The sequence below is a fragment of the Streptomyces sp. NPDC050856 genome, from assembly GCF_040653855.1.
Classification (GTDB): domain Bacteria; phylum Actinomycetota; class Actinomycetes; order Streptomycetales; family Streptomycetaceae; genus Streptomyces.
The window spans coordinates 22,460-44,073 of sequence record NZ_JBFAGV010000037.1 but is presented as its reverse complement, the minus strand read 5'-3'; the positions used below and the strand labels follow the sequence as shown (position 1 = coordinate 44,073).

Below are 21,614 nucleotides of genomic sequence, written 5' to 3'. Positions count from 1 at the left end.
GCCGGGGAGCGGTCAGGGGCGCGCCCGGGCGACGAGCAGGGCGACGTCGTCGTGGTCGCCGGTGCGGCGCAGCGTGGTGAGCAGACGTTCGCAGGTGGCTTCGATGTCCTCGTGGGCCGCGTCGCCGAGGAGGGACAGCAACTCGGCGAGCCGGGTGTCGATGTCGTCCTCACGGGTCTCGACCAGACCGTCGGTGTAGAGCAGGAGCCGGTCGCCGGGCCGCATGTCGACGGTCGTGGTGCGGAAGGGCACACCGCCCACCCCCAGTGGCGCCCCGGCGGGCAGGTCGAGCAGCTCGGGCGGCAGCCCGGCGCGTACCAGGACGGGCGGCAGGTGGCCGGCGACGGCGAGGTGGCAACGGGAGGCGTCCGGCTCGTGCACGGCGTAGACACAGGTGGCGATGTAGGGGTCGAGCTCCGTGGTGATCCGGTCCAGGTGGCGCAGCACCTGGTCGGGTGCGAGGTCGAGGCCGGCGAGCGTCTGGGTGGCGGTGCGCAACCGCCCCATGGCGGCGGCCGCGTTGATCCCGCTGCCCATGACGTCACCCACCACCAGGGCGGTGTTTCCGCTGGCCAGCGGGAGGACGTCGTACCAGTCGCCGCCTATCTCGCTGACCGTGCCGGCCGGCTGGTAGCGGCAGGCGATGTCCAGGCCGCGCACCCGGGGCGGCGCCTGGGGGAGCAGGCTGCGCTGGAGCGCGAGCGCGGTGGTGCGCTGCCGCTGGTACCAGCGTGCGTTGTCGATGCACACGGCGGCGCGCGAGGCCAGTTCACATGCCAGGGCGACATCGTCGGGCTGGAACGGTAACGGGTTGCGGGCCCGGATGAGATCGACCGCGCCCAGCACCTCCCCGCGGGCGATCAGCGGCACCGCCATGTACGAGTGGGCCCCCGCCCGGGCCAGCAGGCCGGCCGCCCGGCTGTCGCGGGCGATACGGGCCAGGTGCCGCTCCTGGACCCGGGGCACCACCACGGGCCGGCCGGTGCGCACGCACTGGGCGATCAGACGGTCGGCGTCGTAGCGGACGAGGTCGCCCGGGGGGTCGGCGGCCTCGGTGGCGAAGGTGGGGTAGGCGGTCGCCACGGCGAGGGCGCGGAAGACGGCCGCACCACCGGACCGCTGGTCGTTCCGGCCCTCCAGCGCGGCGTCCAGCACGTCGACCGCGGCGAAGTCGGCGAGCTCGGGCACCGCCACGACCGCCAGCTCGTGTGCCGTCTGCTCCAGGTCCAGCGTGGTGCCGATGCGCGCGGAGGCGTCCGCGATCACCGTGAGCCGGTGCCGTGCCCGTTCGGCCTCCGCCGCGGCGCGGTGCCGGTCGGTGACGTCGACCACCGACGTCGCCAGGCCCAGCACCTGACCGCCGCGGTCCTCCAGCCGGTAGGTCGACACCGACCAGGCCCGCTCGCTGCCCGGGTCGGCCGGCAGCCGTCCCACGGTGTACTGGTCGAGCAGCGGCTCACCCGTCGCCAGGACCCGCCGCATCGCCGCCTCGACAGCGCCGACGTCCAGGAAGGTCAGTACCTCGCCCACGAACCGGCCCAGGTGCTCGGCGGCCGGCAGGCCGTTCAGGCGCTCCAGCGCGGGGTTGACGGCGATGTAGCGCAGCTCGGTGTCCATCACCGCCAGCCCGATCGGGGACTGGTCGACCAGCCGTACCGACAGCGCCAGGTCCCGCTCCACCTGCCGCACGACCGACTCCTCGGCGGCCAGGCCCAGCGCGTACTGATGACCCCGGTCGTCCTCCAGCCGCATGTTGCGGAACTCCAGCAGCCGGGCGCCACCGTTCTTGTGGCGCACCGGGAAGACCCCGGCCCAGGCCTCGCCGCTGCCCATCACCTCGTCGAAGAGCCGCAGCACCAGCTCGACGTGCTGCTCGGACACCAGCAGCCGCGCGGCCTGCCGGCCCAGCGCCTCCCGCGCGCTGTAGCCCAGCAGCTCCTCGGCCTGCGGGCTCCACAGGGCGATCCGGCCCTCCCGGTCGAGTACCACCGCCGCCACACCCAGGGCGTCGAGGAGCCCGCCGGGTGCCGCCCCGGCGGCCTCGATCCGTACGGAGGGACCGGCACCGGCCTTGACCGCGTTCGTCACGCCCATGACCGATCACCTCTTTCCTCCGTGCCGCGCGTCGGCACTTCCCCGGCCCCCGGATGCCGGGAGCGAGAAGTACGCGGCGCGGCCCGCCCGCCCGTGTGGGAAGCATCATCAGCCACCGGCCACCCCAGGTACACCCCTCGGGCGGCAAAGATCTGCACGGACCGCCGCGGCGCTCCCACCGGTCCGGGGACCGGGTGCCCCGGCGGTTCCCCGCCCGGGGCCGGCGGCCCCCGGCCCCGGGCGGGGAACCGTCCCCGCCGGGCGCGGCGCCCCGCCTGAACGTACGGCCGCCGGCGCCCGTAGTGGGAGACGGCAGGACCGGCGACAGAAGGGGGCGGAATCGGTGATCCGTCGACAGGGGCACGAGGTGCCGGGCGAGCGGCTTCCCGGGCGCCTCCAGCGGTGGCGCGTCGACTACCCGCGCCGGGGCCGCCGGGGCCCGCTGCGGTACGTCCCCTCCTGGCGGCAGGTGATCGGCCTGTCACTGCTGTGCGGGGGCGCGCTCACCGCCCTCCTCGGCTACGTCTACGCCACGGTCGACCTGCCCGACGCGAACGCGACCGCCCGGGCGGAGGCCAACGTCTACTACTGGGCCGACGGGACCCAGATGGTCAGCGTGGGCCCGGTCAACCGGCAGAACGTCCCGCTCTCCGACATCCCCGCCTCCCTCCAGAACGCCGTCATCGCCGCCGAGAACGCCACCTTCTACAGCGACCCCGGGTTCTCCGTACGGGGGCTGGGCCGGGCGGTGGTGAACATGGCGCGGGGCAGGGAGGTGCAGGGCGGCTCCACGATCACCCAGCAGTACGTCAAGAACACCTATCTGACCCAGGACCAGACGCTGGACCGCAAGGTGCGCGAGCTGTTCCTGGCGGTGAAACTCTCCCGGACCCTGTCCAAGCAGGAGATCCTCCAGGGTTACCTCAACACCAGTTGGTTCGGCCGCGACGCCTACGGAGTGCAGGCCGCCGCCGTGTCCTACTACGGCACCGACGCCAGGAACCTCGACCCGGGCCAGAGCGCCCTGCTGGCCGCGCTGCTCAAGGGCGGCGAGCAGTACGACCCCTCCCAGAGCCCGGCCAACCACCGCCGGGCCGAGGCGCGGTGGCGCCACATCCTCGACCGGCAGGTGGAGCTGGGCCGGCTGACGGCCCGGGAACGCGCCCGGTACACCGTCTTCCCGGAACCGCGCCCCCGGTCGGTGTCCACCAGCCTGTCCGGTCAGACCGGCTACCTGGTGGACGTGGCGAACAAGGACATCACCAACCGCACCGGTCTGACCGCCGAGGAACTGGGCCGCGGCGGGTACCGCATCCGCACCACCTTCGACAAGGACCGGGTGGAGCAACTGCGGCGCAGTGTGGAGTCCGTCGCCACGCGCACGCTTGACCCGGCCCGCCGGGTGGACGACCGGCACGTCCAGTTCGGCGCCGCCTCCGTCCGTCCGGACGACGGGGCGGTGCTGGCGCTGTACGGAGGACGGGACGCCACCGAGCACTTCACCAACAACGCCGACACGGCCGGAGTGCCGGTGGGCTCCGCCTTCAAGCCGTTCGTCCTGGCCGCGGCGCTCCGGGACGGCGACCTGGGGGACACCGCCCCGGACGGTGCCGGCGACCGGTCGGCCCTGCGCCGGGCGATGCTCCGGGGTGGCAGCGGCGTCTCCCGCAGACTGGGTGAGGACGTCGGCCTGGACAAGGTACGGGACCTCGCCGTGGCGGCCGGGCTGCTGCCACGGAGCATGGCGCCGCTCGATCCGGCCTTCCCGGCCGGCACCTCCACGCCCAGCGCGATCCGGATGGCCGACGCCTACGCCACCTTCGCCAACGACGGCCGGCGCAACGACCCGTACTCCGTCACCGCCGTCACCCACCAGGGCACACCGCTGGAAGGACTGGACCGGCCCCCGAGCCGGCGCGTACTGGAGCCCGAGGTGGCCGAGGAGGTCGCGCGGGCCATGCGGGACGTGGCCGTGGACGCCGTCGACCCGGCCACCATCCGGGCCCTGGACCCCATCGCGGCGGGCCGCACCGGCGGCGACGACCAGCTCTCCGCGGCCTGGTTCGTCGGCTACACCGACCAGTTGTCGACCGCCGTCACCGTCTTCCGCGACAAGCCCGGCGAAGCCGCGCTGCTGCCCATCACCGGAGTCGGCGGCGCCGGCCGGGCCCGGGCCGACTTCCTGCCGTTGCGGGTGTGGTCGTCGTACATGACCTCCGCGCTGTCCGCGCCGGGCCGGACGTGAGAACGCCGCCCTCCCCGAGCCGGGGCCGGGAGGGGGAGGGCGGCCGCGGGGCACGGCAACGGCCGGCGGTGAGACGGGCGGACAGCACGACCGTCGTCCGGGAGGGCCCGGACCCCCCGGCTGATCACGGTCGGACATCGCAGCCGATGTCTTCGTGTGGGCCGCGCCGCGGTCGCGCGGGCAGCCGGCGGTGCGCGACGGGCCGGCGGCGCGGGCAGCGGGGGCTCCGGCTGCCAGGGCCGTGGCCGACTTCCGGCACGCGGGCAACCACCCGGGCGCCACCGCCCTCTTGTCTCACGGACCACCGACCACGGCTCGAACACGACGCGAAGGGGAGCAGTACGGTGCCTTTGAGGATCTCCGGATGTACCGCCTTGGTGATGACGACGGCGGGGGCGCTGCTCCTCCCCCTGGTGCCCGCCGCCCCGGCCGCCGCCTCCGTTTCCGCCACACCGCCACCCGCCCGCGCCGACCTGCGGGCCGATGTGGACCGCGACGGCACCGTGGACGTCTCCGGAACCTCCGACGAGGCCGGCGAGGACCGGTGGACGACCGCCCGGGGCGCGGTGTTCCTGCCCAACATCGACGACGACGCCGGGCGTTGCCGGACCACGGCACCGGACGGCGCGCCGCTCCCGGATCCCGCCCTCGCCGCCTGCCACGACGCGTCGGACACCGAGGTCAACGGCCGGCGGGACGCCGAGGACCTGGCCCGGCTGCGTACCGTCCCGCTGCCGGCGGCCACCCGCGCGGCCTCCGACACCATCCGCACCACCGGCACGGCACGCATCACCGGCACCGGCGCCCGGCACGCCCGGCTCTTCGTCAAACGCCCGGCCGGCTGGACCCGGCTCACGCCCGCCACCTCGCTGACCGCGTCCGAGCTGGCCGCAGGGGTGGAACTCGGCGTCGAGGGCACCGACGTCATCCGTGACCGCGCCGTGTGGGACGGCACCGTCGTCGTACGGTTCACCATCACCTCCCGCGGGCGCGTCACCAGCGACGAGGTGACCCTGCGCGCCGCCCCGCTGCTGACCCACCACCACCTCCAACGCGCGCAGCGGCTGCTGGTCACCCAGGTCCAGGGCGACGACCCCTACGCCCGGGAGCAGCGGAGGTTCGTCCAGGCCCTGGACGCCCAGGCCCGGCGGGCCGGCATCGCCGCCCCGTCGGTGAAGTTCACCAAGTACGGAGACATATGGGCGCAGGACTTCGTGGAGCCCGGCTACCTGAGCATGACGGGCCCCGGCGGCACGCCGCACACCCTGCGCGTGATGATCCGCTCCGCCCAGCCGGACCGGGAGGCCGGGCGTGAGCTCTTCGAGCGGATGCGCGGCCGGGACGTGGGCGTGGTGCAGGTCGACGGCGACCGCAACCCCGACGACTGGTCGCTGAACTCCATGGGCAACCTGGAGACCGTCCCGCCGTACGCCCACGGCGGCCGCTCCTTCCCCGCCGGGCGCGTCATCATGGGCGAGCGCAAGGACACCGGCGCCAGGCCCGACCGGGCGATGCGCACCCTGCTCGCCTCCCAGGCCTTGCAGGACCCGCTGCTCCTGGACACCTCCTGGCTGCACGTGGGTCACGTGGACGAGTTCGTCCAGTTCCTGCCCGCCCGCACCCCGCGCGGCTGGCGCCTCGCCGTCGCCGACCCGGACGCCGGAGTGAAGCTGCTGCGTGACGCCGTGGCGGCGGGCCACGGCGCGACGAGGATGTTCTCCGTGCGGAGCCTCCCCGACTGGCCCGCGCCCAAGGAGACCGTCGGCCAAGCGCTCGCCTCACCGGCCCTGCGCGCCGACAACGCGCTGGCCGCGCGGCGCATCCGGGCCAACCTGGACCTCCTCAAGCGCGAGACCGGGATCACCGACGCCGAGATCGTCCGCGTTCCCGCCCTCTACACGCGCGGCACCGAGGCGCGGAACGGCGAAGTGCGCCTGCCGCTGCTGCGGCGGCTGGGCGCCCCGGTCCGCGTGCCGGAGGGGGTGCGCGAGCACGGGCAGCAGCGCCGGCTGGCGCCGCCGGCGGACCGTGCCGCGTCCCCGTCCGCCGGCGGGAGCCCGTCCGCGCCCGCCGGCCGGTCCGCCACCGCGGTCCCGGCCACCAGCGCCTACATCCCCGGCGCCGTCAACGGCCTGCTGCTCGGCCCCGACCGCTACCTGGCGCCCCGCCAGTGGGGCCCGGTCATCGGCGGCAAGGACGTTTTCACCGAAGCGGTCTCGGGCGCCTACCGTAAGGCCGGCCTGAGCGTCTCCTACATCGACGACTACTACACCTACCACGTGGGGATGGGCGAAGTGCACTGCGGTACCAACACCCTTCGCGACACCTCCCGCCCCTGGTGGGATGCGCCGGGCAGGCGATGAGTCCCCCGCCGGCCGGCTGCGTACTGTTACGTACGCGCAGACAGTCGTACGTCCTTGAAGGAGACGAGACCATGCGACCGTTCGTACTCGACTACGCCGTGCCCGCCGAGCGTCCCACCACGACGATCACCTACCGGTACGACGCCACCCTCCAGCTCAACGTGCTGCCCGACGGGCGCCCCGCCGTCTGGGACCGGGCCCTGCTCCTGGAGGCCGGCACCACCACGTCCAAGGCCGGTTCCGCGACGCACTTCGATGACTGACCGGCACCGGTACGCCGATGACCGTGCTGATCCTCACCAGCCGCGAGGACGTGACCGCCGACATGGTGGTGGCCGTCCTGCACGAACGGGGAGTCCCGCTGGTACGCCTGGACCCCGCCGACCTGCCGGGTGAGGCGGCCATGTCCGCCGAGTACGTGCACGGTGACTTCGGCGGCCACCTCGCGGTGGAGGGCAGGCTGCTCAGCATGAGCAGCCTGCGCTCCATCTGGGTGCGCAGACCCGGCGAACCCGCGGCGCACGCCCCCGGCGCGTCGCCGTGGCTCACCGCCGAAACCCACCAGGCGCTGTACGGAATGCTGTACTCCACCACGGCGCGCTGGATGAACCACCCGACCAGCGCGGCCCAGGCCCGGTGCAAACCGTGGCAGTTGCGCTGCGCCCACCACAGCGGCTTCGCCGTGCCGCCCACCGTCATCACCACCTTCCCGCGCGTGGCCCGCCAGTTCGCGGAGCAGTACCGGGACATCGTGGTCAAGTCCGCGTCGGGGCCGCCGGCCGGTGACCCGCCGGTCACGCTGCCCACCACCAGGGTCGGGCCGGGAGCCGACTTCGCCGGTGTCGCGGCCGCGCCCACGCTGTTGCAGCGGTACGTCCCCAAACGGGCGGACGTCCGGCTGACCTGCGTGGGCAGCCGGCTGTTCGCCGCTCGCAAGCTCACCGAGCCGGGTCAGGTCGACGGGCGGTACGCCGAGGACGGCCACACCTGGCAGGCGACCGGCGTACCCGACCGCATCACCGGGGCCGTGCACGCGTACATGAAAAGGTCCCGACTGGCCTACGCCGCCTTCGACTTCGCCGAGGACACCGAGGGCGTGTGGTGGTTCCTGGAGTGCAACCAGGGCGGCCAGTTCGGCTTCGTCGAGCTGGACACCGGCCAGCCCCTCGCCGCCGCGGTCGCCTCCTGGCTCGCCCTGTGAGGGGCGGACGGGGCGGGCTCAGGGCGCCGGTGGCCAGAACCCCTCCCGTACGAAGGAGCGGACGTACCGGGCGAAGAGCGCGTCGTCGATCTCCGGGCAGGCCGCGCCGCTTCGGCGCAGCGCGTGCCGGGTGGTGCCGGAGTCGAACAGCGGTGACAGCGCGTTCTCGCGCCCGGTGGCCGGCAGGAGGCCCAGGAGCGGGAAGGCCGCGTTGTCCGGCCGGTGTTCCACCCGCCGGTGCCACTCCTCCAGGGGCACGTCGGCCAGACGGTAGCCCAGCGCGCGCAGCCGGGCCACGACCTCGGTGAACAGCAGGTGCCGCTCGCTGGAGAGATGGAACGTCCCCCCGGCCGCGGCCGGGTCCGCGGCCAGGGCGCCGATCGCCGCCGCCACCCAGTCCACCGGTACGAGGTCGAAGTCCGCCACGTAGTCGGCGGGCGCCGCTCCCGCCTGGAGACAGCCCTTGACCAGCAGCCACAGGAAGTCCGACCTCTGGCAGACCCCGGTCGCGGCGCTGCCGCTGATCCGGGTGGGCCGGTACACCGTCACGGGCAGGCCGCGTTCCCTGGCCTGCGCCACCAGTACCTCGGCCGTCCACTTGGTCCGCGCGTAACCGCCCCGCAGCAGCGAGCCGTCACCGAGCGGATCACCGGGCAGGACCCTCGGCGGTGTCGGGCCGGGGGCGCCGGGCGACGGGAAGACGCCGACCGTGGAGACATGGTGCACCGGTACGGTGCGGTGCGCGGCGGCCAGCCGCAGGACCTCGGCGGTGCCCTCGACGTTGGCCGCGCGCAACCGGTCGTACCCGTGGGTGAGGTTGACGGCGGCGCCCACGTGGAACACCGCGTCGGCGGTACGGGCCAGCCGGTCGAACTCCCGCTGGCCCAGCCCCAGCGCCGGCCGGGCCAGATCGCCCACCACCGCCCGGATCCGGTCGGAGTGCTCGTCGCGCCACAGCCCGTACCCCTCCAGGGCGGACCGCAGCCGCTTGCCGGCCCGGGCGGCGTCGTCCGCGCGTACCAGGCAGTGCACCGTGGCACCGGTACGTGCCAGCAGCTCGTGGAGGAGGAACGCGCCGAGGAACCCGGTGGCGCCCGTCAGCAGGAGGTGACGCGGGCCGGTGACGGTCCGGGTGATGCCCGCCGCGGGCCGGACGGCGGGATCGAGCACGGCCCGTGGCCCCGGGCCGTGGTCCGGCGCCGTGGTGTCCGCCCGGACGCCGGCGCCGGCGCCGGCGCGGCGGCCGGCGAGGGCGGTGAGGGCCCGCAGCGTGGGCGCCTCGAACACGTCGGCGGGGCGGACGTCCAGCCCCAGTTCGGCGCGTATCCGGAGCGACAGCCGGACGGCGAGGAGTGAGTCGCCGCCGAGCGAGAAGAACGTTTCGTCGGGGTCGACGGCGTCGAGCGGGCCGACCGGGCCGGAGCCGACGGGACCAGCGGGGTCGGCGGGACCCATGGGGTCGGTGCGGCCGGTGTGCCCCGCGCGCAGGACATCCGCCCAGAGCGCGGCCAGGGCGCCGTGGACCGGGCCGGAGTCACGGGCCGGGCCGGAGCCCGTGCCTTGAGGCCGGACCGGTGGCGGCTGCGTGGACCGGGCCGCGGGCCGGGCGGCCACATGGCGCCGGCGGACCGCCGCCCGGTCCGTCTTGCCGCTGGCGGTGAGCGGCAGACCGGGTATGGGGGTGAGGACCGCGGGCACCAGGTAGTGCGGCAGCCGTTCCCGCAGCGCCTCGCGCACCCGCTCGGGGGCGGGCGCCCCCGCTCCGGCCGTGGTGTAGCAGCCGACGAGCCGCCTCTCCTCCGCCCTCGCGCCGTCCACCAGGACGACCGCGTCGGTCACCCCGGGCACCGCCTTCAGCGCGGCCTCCACCTCGCCGGGCTCGACCCGGTAGCCGCGGATCTTGACCTGGTCGTCGCCGCGCCCCAGGAACTCGATCGTGCCGTCCGGCAGGAACCGCCCCAGGTCCCCGGTGCGGTAGAGCCCACCGGGCCCCAGGCCCCGGGGGGCGGGTACGAAACGCCGCGCCTCCTCCTCGCCGCCGGAGAGGTAGCCGAGGGCCACCGAGTCCCCGCCGACGCAGATCTCGCCCACGGCGCCGATCGGGCGCGGCCGGAGCCGGTCGTCGAGGACGTACACCCGGCTGCCGGGCACCGGCCGCCCCACGGGCGGCCGGTCCGGCCACTCGGCGGGCGGCCCGGTGAGCCGGTGGGTGGTGACCACATGGGTCTCCGACGGTCCGTACTGGTTCTCCAGCCGCGCCCCGGGGCAACGGCTGGTGAAGAACTCCCTGATCGCCGGCGTCACGTACAGCTGCTCCCCGGCGGTGATCACCTCGCGCAGGCTCGCCGCGCCGCGCCCGGTCGCCACCGCGTACTCCGCGAGCTGCTGCAGCGCCACATAGGGCAGCAGGATCCGGCCCACCGAGTGCCGTTCCACCAGGTCCAACAGCCGGTCGGGGTCCCGGCGCAGGCCGTCGTCGGCCACCACCAGCGTCCCGCCGCGCGCCCAGGTGGCGAACATCTCCTGGAACGCCACGTCGAAGCCCAGCGGAGCGAACTGGAGGGTGCGCCACCCGGTGTCCGCGTCCGAGGCCGCGCACTGCCAGTCCAGGAGCGCCGCGAGTGAGCGGTGCGGCATGGCCACACCCTTGGGACGCCCGGTGGAACCCGAGGTGTGGACGACGTAGGCGAGGTCCTCCGGCCCGACGGACGGCAACTCAGCCTCCCGCCCCGGAGCCGTGTCGTCCGGGCGGTCCACGAACAGCACCGGCACCCCCTCCGGCGTACCCGAGGCGGCCCGCCGGGACAGCACCGCCGCCACCGCGCTGTCGCGCACCAGGAGCGCCGTGCGCCCCGCCGGCAGGGACGGATCCAGCGGCACACAGGCGCCGCCGGCGCGCAGTACGGCGAGGACGGCGACGAGCGCGTCGGCGGACCGCTCCATCCGCACACCGATCCGGGCCCGGGCCAGCCCGTGCCGGACCAGCCGGCGCGCCAGCCCGTCGGCGGCGGCCGACAGCTCCGCGTAGGTCATCCGCCGGTCACCGTCGACCACCGCGACGGCGTCCGGCCACAACCGGGCCGCCCGGAGCACCCGTTCATGGGCCGGCTCCCGGGCCACGCCGCCGGTCCCGGCACCGGGGGAGCCGGGACCACCGGCGGCCGCGGCCCTGCCGGGGCCGGCGCCCCGGACCGCCGTACCGGTCACCAGCCGCAGCTCGTCCCCGGCCATGACGGCCAGGTCGTCCACGGCCTTGCCGGGGTCGGCGGTGGCGTCGGCGAGCAGGGTGGTGAACCGTTCGGTCAGGCGCCGTGCGGTCGAGGCGTCGAAGAGACCGGTGGCGTACTCCAGCAGCCCCAGGTAACCGCCGTCGCGGGGCACCAGCTCCAGGAACACGTCGAACTTCGCCGTGCCGTTGTGGCCGTACAGCCGCTCGGCGGTGACGCCCGGCAGGGACAGCCCCGGCGCGTCGGCGTCGTCCACCGTGAACACCACCTGGAAGAGCGGGAACCGGGCGGGGGAGCGCTCTCCGGCCAGCTCCCGGACCAGCAGGCTGTGCGGGACGTCACGGTGGGCCGTGGCACCGCGCACCGTGGCCGTGGTGACCCGGACGAGCTCCCGGAACGTCTGCCCCGGCCGGACCCGCTGGCGCAGCGGCATCACATCGGTCAGGCAGGCGATGAGCGGTTCCAGTTCCAGCCGGTCGCGCCGGCTGACCGGTGTCCCCAGCACCAGGTCGTCCTGGCCGCCGAGCCGGGCGACCAACGCCGTCATGGCGGCGGTGAGCAGCACGAACGGCGTGGTGCGCAGCTCCCGGCAGGTGGCGCGCACCGCCTGGCCGAGGTCCGGGCCGATGGCGAACTCGACCAGTCCGCCCCGGTGGTCCGGGACCGCCGGGCGGGGACGGTCCAGCGGGAAGGTGGACTCGGCGGGGGCGCCGTCCATCGTCCGCCGCCAGTACTCCAGGGCGGTGCCGCGCCCGCCCGCCGTGGCGCGCTGGGCGCGTGCGTACGCGCCGAAGGGCACGGGAGGAGCCGGCAGCCGGGGTGGCCGACCCGCCGCGGCGGCCCGGTACAGCTCGCTGAACTCCCCGTCGAGCAGCCGCAGGCTCCAGCCGTCGATGGCCGCGTGGTGCAGGGCGAGGGCGAGCACGGCGTCCCGCTCACCGACCCGCAGGAGGGTGGCCCGCAGCAGCGGCGGCCGGTCGACCGGCAGCGGCCCCGACACGGCGTCCCTGACGGCCTCCGCCACCCCGCCGGAACCGACCTCCCGGATGCTGAGCGGCACCGGGCCGGCCGGGTGGACCCGCTGCACGGTACGGCCCCCGTCCAGGACCAGGGCGGTGCGCAGGGGCTCGTGGCGGGCGACGACCGCCGTCAGCGCCGCCTCCACGGCTGACACGTCGACCGCGCCGCGCAGCCGGTGGACCCAGGACTCCACATAGCGTCCGGACCCGGCCTGGAACTGGTCGTTCAGCCAGATCGACTCCTGCTCGAACGACATGGGGTGGACATCGGCCGCGGTGACGGACCCGCGCGGGCCGGCGGACGCACCGGGGCGGTCGGTCATGTCGTACGTCGTCACGCCTCGTCCTCCGCGCCGGTGGTGGTGCCGGTGCCGGTACCGACGCCGGTGCGGTGGTCGGTGCGGTCACCGGTGTCCGGGCACAGAGCGCGGACCAGCGCCGCCCGGTCCAGCTTCCCGCTGGCGGTGAGCGGCAGCGCGTCCCGCCTGCGTATCAGGTCCGGCAGCAAGTGGCGGGGCAGCGCGGCGGCCAGGGCCCGGCGCACCGCCCGGGGCCCGGGTTCCGGGCCGCCCCTGCCGGTGTAGAGGAGCGCCAGCCGCTCGAAGGCCCCGTCGGGCCCGGGGAGGGGCAGTACCGCGCAGTCGGTCACCCCGGGCACGGCACGGGCCACCGCCTCCACCTCCTCGGGCTCGACCCGGTGCCCCCGGACCTTCACCTGCCGGTCGGCGCGCCCCGCGAAGTGCAGGACCCCGTCGGCGTCCTGGAACCCGAGGTCACCGGTCCGGTACACCCGGGTGGGCACGCCGCCGACGCCGACCGTCGGGAACGCGCGGGCTGTCAGCTCCTCGTCACCCAGGTAACCCAGGGCCAGTCCGTCCCCGGACACACAGATCTCCCCCGTGCCGCCGGGCGGGACCGGGCGTCCGTCCGCCGCCAGCACATGGACCCGGCGCCCGGGCACCGGGGCGCCGACGGGGATGCCGGCGGCGGCGTCGCAGTCCGCCGGCCGGACCCGGCGGGCGGTGGTGAACACGCAGGCCTCGACCGGCCCGTAGCCATTGGTCAGGGCGATGCGGGGGTGCCGGTCGAGGAACGCCCGCACGCGGGGCACCGAGAGCCGCTCACCGCCCGTCAGCACATGGCGCAGCCCCTCGAAGCAGCCGGGGTCCTCCTCGACGAACAGGTGGAACAGCGACGCGGTCAGCCACACCGTGTCGACGCCCTCCCGCGCGACCAGACCGCGCAGGGTGGCTGGCAGCAGGTAGCCGCCGTCGATCAGGACGCTGGTGCCGCCGGCCAGCAGCGGTCCCCAGCTCTCCAGCGTGAACCCGTCCCACGACACCGGGGCCGCCTGCGGCATCACACAGCCGGGGGAGAGGGGCCCGGCGCCCGCCCCGAACAGGCCGGTGGTGGCGCGGTGCCCGGACACCACGGCCTTGGGACGGCCGGTGGTCCCGGAGGTGAAGAAGACGGCGGCGGGGCTCGCCCCGTCCACGGCCCCCGGCCGGAGCTCCGTGCCGTGCGGCACCGGGCGCCGGCCCGCCGCCAGCCGGGCCGCGCCCCGGACGCCGTCGGCGGGCGGCGACCACACCGGGCCGGTCCAGCAGTTCCGGGCCCCCGCGCCCACGGCCACCCGGGGGGCGAGCAGTCGGGTCACCGCGCGCAGCCGCCCGACGGGCCACCGGGGATCCAGCGCGGCGTACGCCGCCCCGGTCCTCAGCACGGCGAGAAGGACCGCCACCAGGGCCGTCGACCGCGGCAGCACCACCGGCACGAAGCCGCCGGGGCCCGCGCCCAGGTCCCGCAGCTCAGCCGCCCAGACGTCGGCCGCCGCGTCGAGCTCGGCGTAGCTCACCCGCTCACCGCCCTGGACGAGCGCGACGGCGTCGGGGGTGCGGGCGGCCTGCCGGGCCACGGCGGCGTGGATGAGCTCCGGACGGACGGTCACCGGACGTCCTCGGGGCGCCCGCCGTCCGTGACGTCCGTCGAAGGGCCGTTGCCCGGCACCGGCACCGCTTCGGCCACGGCCCCGGTGACCGCGGCGACGAACTCGGCGAAGTCCTCACTGTCGAGCAGCGTCTCGGGAGCGATGTCCACGCCCACCTCCCGGCCGACGCGCAGACATATGCGTATCGCGTCCAGGGACGTGCCGCCGAAGTCGTAGAAGTTGTCCGACGGCTGGTGCGGGCCGGAACCCATCACTTCGGCCACGGCCGACAGTACGGCCCCCTCGACGGACGCGGCGCTCCGGCTGTTCCTGTGCGGCGCTGTCACCTGGACGTCCTTCCTGTCTGCCCGGCTCGCTCCGCCGCCCGGTGAGTCCAGGGCGTACGGCGAATTCCCGCCCATCCTGCCGTATGTCCGTCAGATTCCCTCGGGCGCGGGGGCGTTGCTCCCGTGGCCGAGGCCGGGCGGGAGGCCGGGCGGGAGGCCGCGGGGAGCGGCGCGCGGCCGGGTCCCGCCCGCCGGTCCGGCGAGCCCGGGGCGCGCGGAAGGGGCCGTCCCCGCGCCGCTGCCGGGCCGCCGGGCTCGGCACGCGAGGCCCGGGCACCGCACGGCCGTCCGCGTACCGCCACCACCGGCGGCACGGCCTGGTCCCTCCCGGGCCGGGGGGCGCCCCGCCGGGCCGGCCCCGCGACGCCTGCGCGCGCCGGGTACCGGCATGGCCTCGGGCACAGGTTCAGCCCGGCACCGGGCACCGGCACCGGGCGCCGGCACGGCACGGCACCGAGCATCGGGCGCCGGACTCCCGCCGGGCCGCCCGGCCCCGGGGGGCGGTCCGGCGCTGGGCCGGCGGGTGTCTCCGGTCCGGCGGGCGTCTCCGGCCCGGTCCGTCAGCCGAGCGCCTTGAGTAGTTCGGCCGCGAGCGGGGCGGAGGAGGCCGGGTTCTGGCCGGTGACCAGGTTCCGGTCGACCACGACGTGCGGCGCCCAGGGCTCGGCCTCCTGGAAGTCGGCCCCGAGCTCCACGAGCCGGTCCTGGAGCAGCCACTTCGCCTTGTCGGCGAACCCCGCCTGGGCCTCCTCGGCGTTGGTGAAACCGGTCAGCCGGTAGCCGGCGAACGGGGAGGACCCGTCAGCGGCCCGCGCGGCCAGCAGCGCCGCCGGGGCGTGGCAGACCACGCCCAGCGGCTTGCCGGACTCCAGCGCCCGGGTCAGCAGCCGGCCGGAGGTGGCGTCGACGGCCAGGTCCTCCATCGGTCCGTGACCGCCGGGGTAGAAGACGGCGGCGTAGTCCGCGAGGTCCACGTCCGCCAGCCGGAGGGGCCGCCGCAGCTCGGGCATGGCGGCGAGGGCCTCGGCCACCGCGTCGGCCCCCTCCTGGCCGCCGTTGGCCTCGGCGGCCAGGCTGGCGCTGTCGACGGCCGGGACGGCGCCGCCGGGCGTGGCCACCACGACCTCGTGGCCCGCCCCGGTGAACGCCCGGTACGGCGCCACCGCCTCCTCGGCCCAGAAGCCGGTGGGGTGCTTCGTGCCGTCCGCCAGCGTCCAGTGGTCGGCGCCGCTCATCACGAAAAGGATCTTTGCCATGTCGCCTGTCTCCGATGTGTGGATGGTGTTCGTGATCTCGACGGTAGGACGATCCGGCCATAGGTAGCCAATAGGCAGGGTCGTGGCCAGCCATGGAAAATCCGATGGGTCGAGCCATCGGCCGCCGGACGCGGGGCCGTTGTCAGTGGGTCCCCCTAATGTTCGAGCAGTGGGACGCGCGGAACAGGCCGCGCGGTCCGGGCCGGGGAGGGGTCTGCCATGTCGACGACGTATCTGGAGCTGTCACAGGACGGCGGCGGAGCGCACAAGTTCTACGAGGTGACGGTCCGGGACGAGGTGGTCTCGGTGCGCTACGGGCGGATCGGCGCCGCCGGGCAGACCCAGACGTCGTCCTTCCCCACCGCGGAGAAGGCGCGCGCCGCGGCGGCGCGGAAGATCGGCGAGAAGGTGCGCAAGGGGTACGAGCCCGCCGTGCCGGGCCGGCGCGCCGCCCGGGCGGTCACCCGGCGCCAGGTCTCCTCCGCGCCGTCCACCGCCCGGGCGGTGGCGCCGGTGCTGTGGCGCTTCCGCACCGGCTCCGCCGCCTTCGGCATCCACGTCGACGACGAGCGCTGCTGGGTGGGCAACCAGGCGGGCGACGTCTACACGCTCGACCACTCCGGGGAGGTGCTCGCCCGCTTCAGCCTCCCGGACGGCGTCAAGTGCCTGGTCGCCGACGACTTCTGGATCTACGCCGGGTGCGACGACGGCCGGGTGTACGACCTGTCCTCCAAGCTGCCGTTCGCCGCGTACGACATCGCGGCGGACGTGGACATCTTCTGGCTGGACATCCACGAGGGCGTGCTGAACGTGGCGGACCGGGCCGGGCGGCTGACCGTGATCGACCATGAGGACGAGCACCAGTGGCAGCGCGGTGGCCGGGGGGAACACGCCTGGATGGTCCGCGCCGACGACCGCGGCGTCTACCACGGGCACCACCGGGGCGTGACGGCCTACGCGCCGGACGGCGGCCAGGAGTTGTGGCACACCTCCACCCGGGGCGGAGTGCTGTTCGGCTGGCAGGAGGACGACGCGGTCTACGCGGGCACCGCGCACCGGGCCGTCCAGCGGCTGTCGAAGACGGACGGTGCCGTGGAGGCCACGTACGCCTGTGACAGCGCGGTGTACTCGTGCGCCACCTCGCCCGGCGGGCGGTACGTCTTCGCGGGCGACGCCGCCTCGTCGGTGTACTGCTTCGACCGGGACGGGACCCGGCTGTGGAAGCTCGGTACCGGCGGCGGTTCGGCCCTGTCGATGCAGTACCGCGACGAGCGGCTGTACCTGGTCACCACGGAGGGCTCCCTGGTGTGCGTGGACGCGAGCGAGGCGGCCGTCACCGCCGCCCAGCGGGGCACGGTGCCGGTGGCCAGGGACGTCAAGCTGGCCGCCGCCCTCCCCACGTACGCCCCGGCCACGGCGGCGGCCTCCGTGACGTCGGTGACGGCGGCGCCCAGCGGGGCGGTGGTCGTGGAGTGCGTACGGGACAACGGCCGGGTGCGCGTCCATGTGGTGTCCGAGGGCTACGACCCGGCGTGGAACGTGCAGTTCCCCAGGGCGATACGGGAGCCGGGCGCGCGGTACGTCGTCGACGCGCTGCATCCCGCGGCGGGCGGCTTCTACCGCGTCAGGGGCGACATCAGGCGGCTGCTGTGACGGCGGACCGGTTCGAGGCGGCCACCGGGGACGGCCCCGCGTCCCCGGCCGGTGCGGCCGAGCGCCGCGCCGCCGAGGTGGGGGTGGCGTTCGAAGGGCTGTTGCAGATACGGCGGCTGACCGTCACCGCGGGCGGCGACCCCCGTGCCGTGCCGGCCGTCTGGGAGCGCAACAGGCCGGTCCGGGCGGTGGCGCTGGCCCTGGAGGCCGCCGGGTTCCCGCCCTCCGCGCTGGACGCCGCGGGCCACCGGGTCGCGACCGGCTACCGGGTGGCGCCGGGCGAACGGCCCGGGACGGTCCGGGTGGAGTGGCTCGGCCCGCCCGGCTCGGGGGCCGCCCAGGAGGAGGAGGGCGCCCTGTCGGCCTGTGCCCGGGAACTGGACCGGCTGGGCTGGGAGGCGCTGCTGTACCGCGGCCCGCGCAAACGGCGCTTCCTGGAGGTGGAGCCCCTGCCCGCCCCCCGGTGAACGCGGCGGATCACGGGGCGGCGGGCGGTTTCACGCGGAGGTTCCGACGGCGTCCGGTCAGGCGATGGACGCGGCCACGACGGCCGACACCGCGATGTTGCAGGAGGCCGTCACCCACACCGCCGGGTGCGGCTCGGTCTCGACGAGCGTCGCGCCCAGCTTGCCCGGCGTGATCAGGTCCACCACCAGGAACGCCACGGCCATCATCACCAGCCCCAGCACCCCGAACGCCGCCGTCGACACCAGGCCCTTGCCGAAGTCCTCGTACGTCGTCCAGATGGAGGTGAACACGATCCCGCCGATGCCCAGCAGAGCCGAGCTGAGCAGCACGGCGGCGTTGCGGTTGCGCTGTTCCCAGATCTGCCGGCCCAGCTTGCCCGGCGTCAGTACGTCGACCAGGACTATGCCGAGGATCAGCAGGACCACACCGAGGGCGCCGTAGGCGGTTGCCCGGCCGAGTCCGTTGACGATGTCGCTCATTGAGGTGCCGGCTCCGTATCAGAGAGGTGGTCGTGGGTGATCGCGGTCAAACAGAGGCAAAATCTAGCGCACGGCTCATGGCGGGCCGTCGTGACCCGGATGGCCGAGCAACAGCGCGGCCCCGGGCCCTGCCGCGCCCAGAGTGGACTGCGAAGGCCGCAGCCCCGACGCCACAGGAGACCGCCATGACCTACCTCGACCGACGTGACCTGGGCCTGCTCGTGCTGCGGGTCGGCACCGGAGCGGTACTGGCCGCGCACGGGACGCAGAAACTGTTCGGCTGGTTCGGCGGCGGCGGCCTCGACGCCACGGCCAAGGCCATGGAGGCAATGGGCTTCCGGCCCGGCAGGCCGAGCGCCATGGCCGCCGGGCTGGGCGAGGCGGGCGGCGGCGCGCTGCTCGCGCTGGGGCTGGCCACCCCCGCCGCCGGGGCCGCCGCGGCCGGGGCCATGGCCGGAGCCGTCTCGGTGCACGCCCCGGCCGGCTTCTTCAACCAGTCGGGCGGCTTCGAGTACCCGGCGTTCCTCGGGTTCACGGCGGCGGCCATCGGCCTCACCGGCTCCGGCCGGCTCTCGCTCGACCACGCCACCGGCCACCGGTTCGACCAGCCCTGGACCCTGGCGGCGGCCTTCGTCGGTGCGGGCCTCGCCGCGGCCGCCGTGGTCGGCAGGCGCGCCAGGGCGCAGGCGACGGCGAGCGCCGGCGCCGACACCGAAGGCACCGCAGCCTGAACCGCCGCTCCCGCCCGCGCCCCCGCGCCTGTTCCACCGGCGCGGTCGCTCGGGTGGCCGCCTGTCCGTCCCCTTGAGAGTGGTTCCGGCCCGGAAAGGCCTATGAGCGGATCATGTTTCCCATACTCCGAGGTAACGGCATGCGCGAGGGCATGTGTCTGGAGATTGGGGACGTCATGGACACCGGTACGGTCCTCTTCGCGGTGCGGGAGGACGCCCTGGGAGACGCCGGGGGGACCGAACAGCTCCACCGCGTCGGGAAGGAGCTGGAGGCCCATGGCCTCGACGTGCGCTGGGCGAGAACCGTGCGCGAGGCACGGGCGGCGCTCCAGACCGAGGCCGGGCTGTCCGCCGCGGTAGTGGCCTGGGACCTCCCGGACGGCCACGGCCCGGGCGGAACGCGGGAGGCGGCCGGCGACGGCAGCGGGGCGGCGGTTCTGCGCCGGATCGGGCACCGCTTCCTGAAGCTGCCGACCTTCCTCGTCATGGCCGACGAGGACGACCAGGACCTGACGCGGCTGCCGTTGTGGGTCTCGGAGACCGTGGTGGGTTACATCTGGCCGTGGGAGGACACACCCGCGTTCATCGCCGGCCGGGTCGCCGGCGCCGCGCGCGCCTACCGCAGAGACATCCTGCCCCCCTTCTTCGCGGCGCTGCGGCGCTTCGACGACGCCCACGAGTACTCCTGGCACACCCCGGCGCACTCCGGTGGTGTCGCCTTCCTCAAGTCGCCCGTGGGCCGCGCCTTCTTCGCCTACTACGGCGAGCGCCTCTTCCGCAGCGACCTGTCCATCTCGGTGGAGGAGCTCGGCTCCCTCTTCGAGCACACCGGCCCCATCGGGGAGGCCGAACGCAACGCCGCCCGGGTCTTCGGCGCCGACCGCACCTACTTCGTCCTGCACGGCAATTCCACGGCCGACCGCATGGTCGGCCACTACTGCGTCACCGCAGACGAGATCGCCCTGGTGGACCGCAACTGCCACAAGTCGGTCCTCCACGGGCTCGTCATCTCGGGCGCCCGCCCCGTCTACCTCGTACCGACCCGCAACGGCTACGGACTGGCCGGCCCGTTGCCGCCCCAGGAGATCTCCGCGGAGACGGTGGCCGGGCGGATCGCCGGCAACCCGCTGAGCGCGGGGGCGGTGTCGCACCGGGCGCAGTACGCCGTGGTCACCAACTCCACGTACGACGGGCTGTCCTACGACACCGTCGAGGTGGCCCGCGCGCTGGCGCCCAGCAGCCCCCGGCTGCACTTCGACGAGGCGTGGTTCGCCTACGCGCGCTTCCACCCGCTCTACGCCCGGCGGTACGGCATGGCGGTCGGCCCGGAGCACCTGGACGAGGAGAGCCGGCCGACGGTCTTCTCCACCCAGTCCACGCACAAGCTGCTGGCCGCGCTCTCCCAGTCCGCCATGGTGCACGTGAGGTCCGCGCCGCGCGCGCCCGTGGAACACGACCGGTTCAACGAGGCGTTCATGATGCACGGGACCACCTCGCCGCTCTACCCGGCGATCGCCTCCCTCGACGTGGCCACCGGGATGATGGACGGCCCGCAGGGACGCTGGCTCATCGAGGAGGCGGTGACCGAGGCGATCCGCTTCCGCCAGGCCGTCGTGCACACCGGGCGCCGTATCGCGCAGGCGGGTGACCGTCCGGAGTGGTTCTTCGGCGTCTGGCAGCCCGACACGGTGACCGACCCGGCCACCGGCGACCGCATCCCCTTCGCCGACGCGCCGGCCGCCCTGCTCGGTGAGGACCCGGCCTGCTGGCACCTCGAACCCGGCGCCCAGTGGCACGGCTTCGCCTCACTGGCCGAGGGCTACTGCATGCTCGACCCCGTCAAGGTGACCCTCACCTGCCCGGGCGTGAGCGCGGATGGCGGCACCGGCGACTGGGGCATCCCCGCGCGCGTCCTCACCTCCTACCTGGCGACCCGCGACATCGTCGTGGAGAAGACCGACAGCTACACCACGCTGATCCTCTTCTCCATGGGCATCACCAAGGGCAAGTGGGGGACCCTGCTGGACGCCCTGATGGACTTCAAGTCGCTGTTCGACGCGGACGCCCCGCTCGACCAGGTCCTGCCGGGCCTCGTCGAGCGCCATCCCCAGCGCTACTCCGGGGCCACCCTGCGCGGTCTCTGTCAGGAGATGCACGACCACCTCACCGGCGCGGAACTGATCAGCGCCCTGGACGCCGCCTTCCAGCAGCTCCCCGAGCCGGTCTTCGCCCCGCGGCACTGCTACCAGCGGCTCGTCCGGGGCGGCACGGAACGGGTCCGCCTGGCCGAGGCCGCGGGGCGCGTCGCCGCCGCCATGGTGACCGTCACGCCGCCGGGGATCCCCGTACTCATGCCCGGTGAGTCCCTGGGCGAGCCGCAAGGCCCCCTGCTGCGCTACCTGCGTGCCCTGGAGGCGTTCGACCGGGCATTCCCCGGCTTCCACAGCGAGGCGCACGGAGTCACCACGGATCCCGACAACGGCGACTACCTGATCGAGTGCGTCCGCCGGGACCGCGTGACCGCCACCTGACCGCGACCTGACCGGCGGTGGGGACGCGGTGGACCCGCACGCGACTCCGCCGGACCGAGGAGCGGCCGCGGGG

The 21,614-nt window shown here is 75.0% G+C and carries 14 protein-coding genes; 8 read left to right on the top strand and 6 right to left on the bottom strand.

Annotated elements, in window-relative coordinates:
• Nucleotides 1-12: 12 nt before the first annotated feature.
• A complete protein-coding gene (locus AB0H53_RS25770; RefSeq protein WP_362117897.1) occupies nucleotides 13-2,094 on the bottom strand; it encodes a SpoIIE family protein phosphatase in 2,082 nt (693 codons plus the stop codon).
• A gap of 343 nt (nucleotides 2,095-2,437) precedes the next feature.
• On the opposite strand from AB0H53_RS25770, the gene AB0H53_RS25765 reads away from it, so the two are divergent.
• From AB0H53_RS25765 to tgmB, 4 genes are all read left to right on the top strand, one after another.
• Entirely contained in the window at nucleotides 2,438-4,339 is a 1,902-nt protein-coding gene (locus AB0H53_RS25765; RefSeq protein WP_362117894.1) for a transglycosylase domain-containing protein, read from the top strand.
• Between the two features lie 380 nt (nucleotides 4,340-4,719).
• A complete protein-coding gene (locus AB0H53_RS25760) occupies nucleotides 4,720-6,702 on the top strand; it encodes a protein-arginine deiminase domain-containing protein (RefSeq protein ID WP_362117891.1) in 1,983 nt (660 codons plus the stop codon).
• 71 nt (nucleotides 6,703-6,773) lie between these two features.
• Nucleotides 6,774-6,965, top strand: coding sequence for a putative ATP-grasp-modified RiPP (tgmA, locus tag AB0H53_RS25755; RefSeq protein ID WP_362117888.1), 192 nt, complete (start codon nucleotides 6,774-6,776; stop codon nucleotides 6,963-6,965).
• A 17-nt stretch (nucleotides 6,966-6,982) separates the two neighbouring features.
• Nucleotides 6,983-7,903, top strand: a complete 921-nt coding sequence (gene tgmB, locus AB0H53_RS25750) for an ATP-grasp ribosomal peptide maturase (protein ID WP_362117885.1) — start codon at nucleotides 6,983-6,985, stop codon at nucleotides 7,901-7,903.
• An 18-nt stretch (nucleotides 7,904-7,921) separates the two neighbouring features.
• On the opposite strand, the gene AB0H53_RS25745 is transcribed toward tgmB, so the two are convergent.
• The 4 genes from AB0H53_RS25745 to AB0H53_RS25730 form a co-directional block, all read right to left on the bottom strand.
• A complete protein-coding gene (locus tag AB0H53_RS25745) occupies nucleotides 7,922-12,487 on the bottom strand; it encodes an amino acid adenylation domain-containing protein (RefSeq protein ID WP_362117882.1) in 4,566 nt (1,521 codons plus the stop codon).
• The gene (locus AB0H53_RS25740) at nucleotides 12,484-14,097 is read right to left on the bottom strand and encodes an amino acid adenylation domain-containing protein (RefSeq protein ID WP_362117879.1); all 1,614 of its coding nucleotides are present in this window, start codon (nucleotides 14,095-14,097) and stop codon (nucleotides 12,484-12,486) included. Before AB0H53_RS25740 ends, AB0H53_RS25745 begins: the two co-directional genes overlap by 4 nt.
• A complete protein-coding gene (locus tag AB0H53_RS25735; RefSeq protein ID WP_362117876.1) occupies nucleotides 14,094-14,423 on the bottom strand; it encodes an acyl carrier protein in 330 nt (109 codons plus the stop codon). The genes AB0H53_RS25740 and AB0H53_RS25735 overlap by 4 nt, the downstream gene beginning before the upstream one ends.
• A gap of 560 nt (nucleotides 14,424-14,983) precedes the next feature.
• Nucleotides 14,984-15,679 (bottom strand): type 1 glutamine amidotransferase domain-containing protein, encoded by a 696-nt coding sequence (locus AB0H53_RS25730; protein ID WP_362117873.1) that lies wholly within the window; start codon nucleotides 15,677-15,679, stop codon nucleotides 14,984-14,986.
• A 219-nt stretch (nucleotides 15,680-15,898) separates the two neighbouring features.
• Here AB0H53_RS25730 and AB0H53_RS25725 point away from each other — a divergent pair, with 219 nt between their 5' ends.
• Both AB0H53_RS25725 and AB0H53_RS25720 read left to right on the top strand, forming a co-directional pair.
• Nucleotides 15,899-17,332, top strand: a complete 1,434-nt coding sequence (locus tag AB0H53_RS25725) for a WGR domain-containing protein (protein ID WP_362117870.1) — start codon at nucleotides 15,899-15,901, stop codon at nucleotides 17,330-17,332.
• Nucleotides 17,329-17,799 carry a hypothetical protein gene (locus AB0H53_RS25720; RefSeq protein WP_362117867.1) on the top strand — a complete coding sequence of 157 codons (471 nt, stop codon included), beginning with the start codon at nucleotides 17,329-17,331 and terminating at the stop codon, nucleotides 17,797-17,799. The genes AB0H53_RS25725 and AB0H53_RS25720 overlap by 4 nt, the downstream gene beginning before the upstream one ends.
• 57 nt (nucleotides 17,800-17,856) lie before the next feature.
• Here AB0H53_RS25720 and AB0H53_RS25715 read toward each other — a convergent pair whose 3' ends face one another.
• Nucleotides 17,857-18,279, bottom strand: coding sequence for a DUF350 domain-containing protein (locus AB0H53_RS25715; protein WP_362117864.1), 423 nt, complete (start codon nucleotides 18,277-18,279; stop codon nucleotides 17,857-17,859).
• A gap of 185 nt (nucleotides 18,280-18,464) precedes the next feature.
• Here AB0H53_RS25715 and AB0H53_RS25710 point away from each other — a divergent pair, with 185 nt between their 5' ends.
• Nucleotides 18,465-19,010 (top strand): DoxX family membrane protein, encoded by a 546-nt coding sequence (locus AB0H53_RS25710; RefSeq protein WP_362117861.1) that lies wholly within the window; start codon nucleotides 18,465-18,467, stop codon nucleotides 19,008-19,010.
• A 176-nt stretch (nucleotides 19,011-19,186) separates the two neighbouring features.
• Nucleotides 19,187-21,541, top strand: coding sequence for an Orn/Lys/Arg decarboxylase N-terminal domain-containing protein (locus tag AB0H53_RS25705; RefSeq protein WP_362117935.1), 2,355 nt, complete (start codon nucleotides 19,187-19,189; stop codon nucleotides 21,539-21,541).
• The last annotated feature ends 73 nt before the right edge of the window (nucleotides 21,542-21,614 follow it).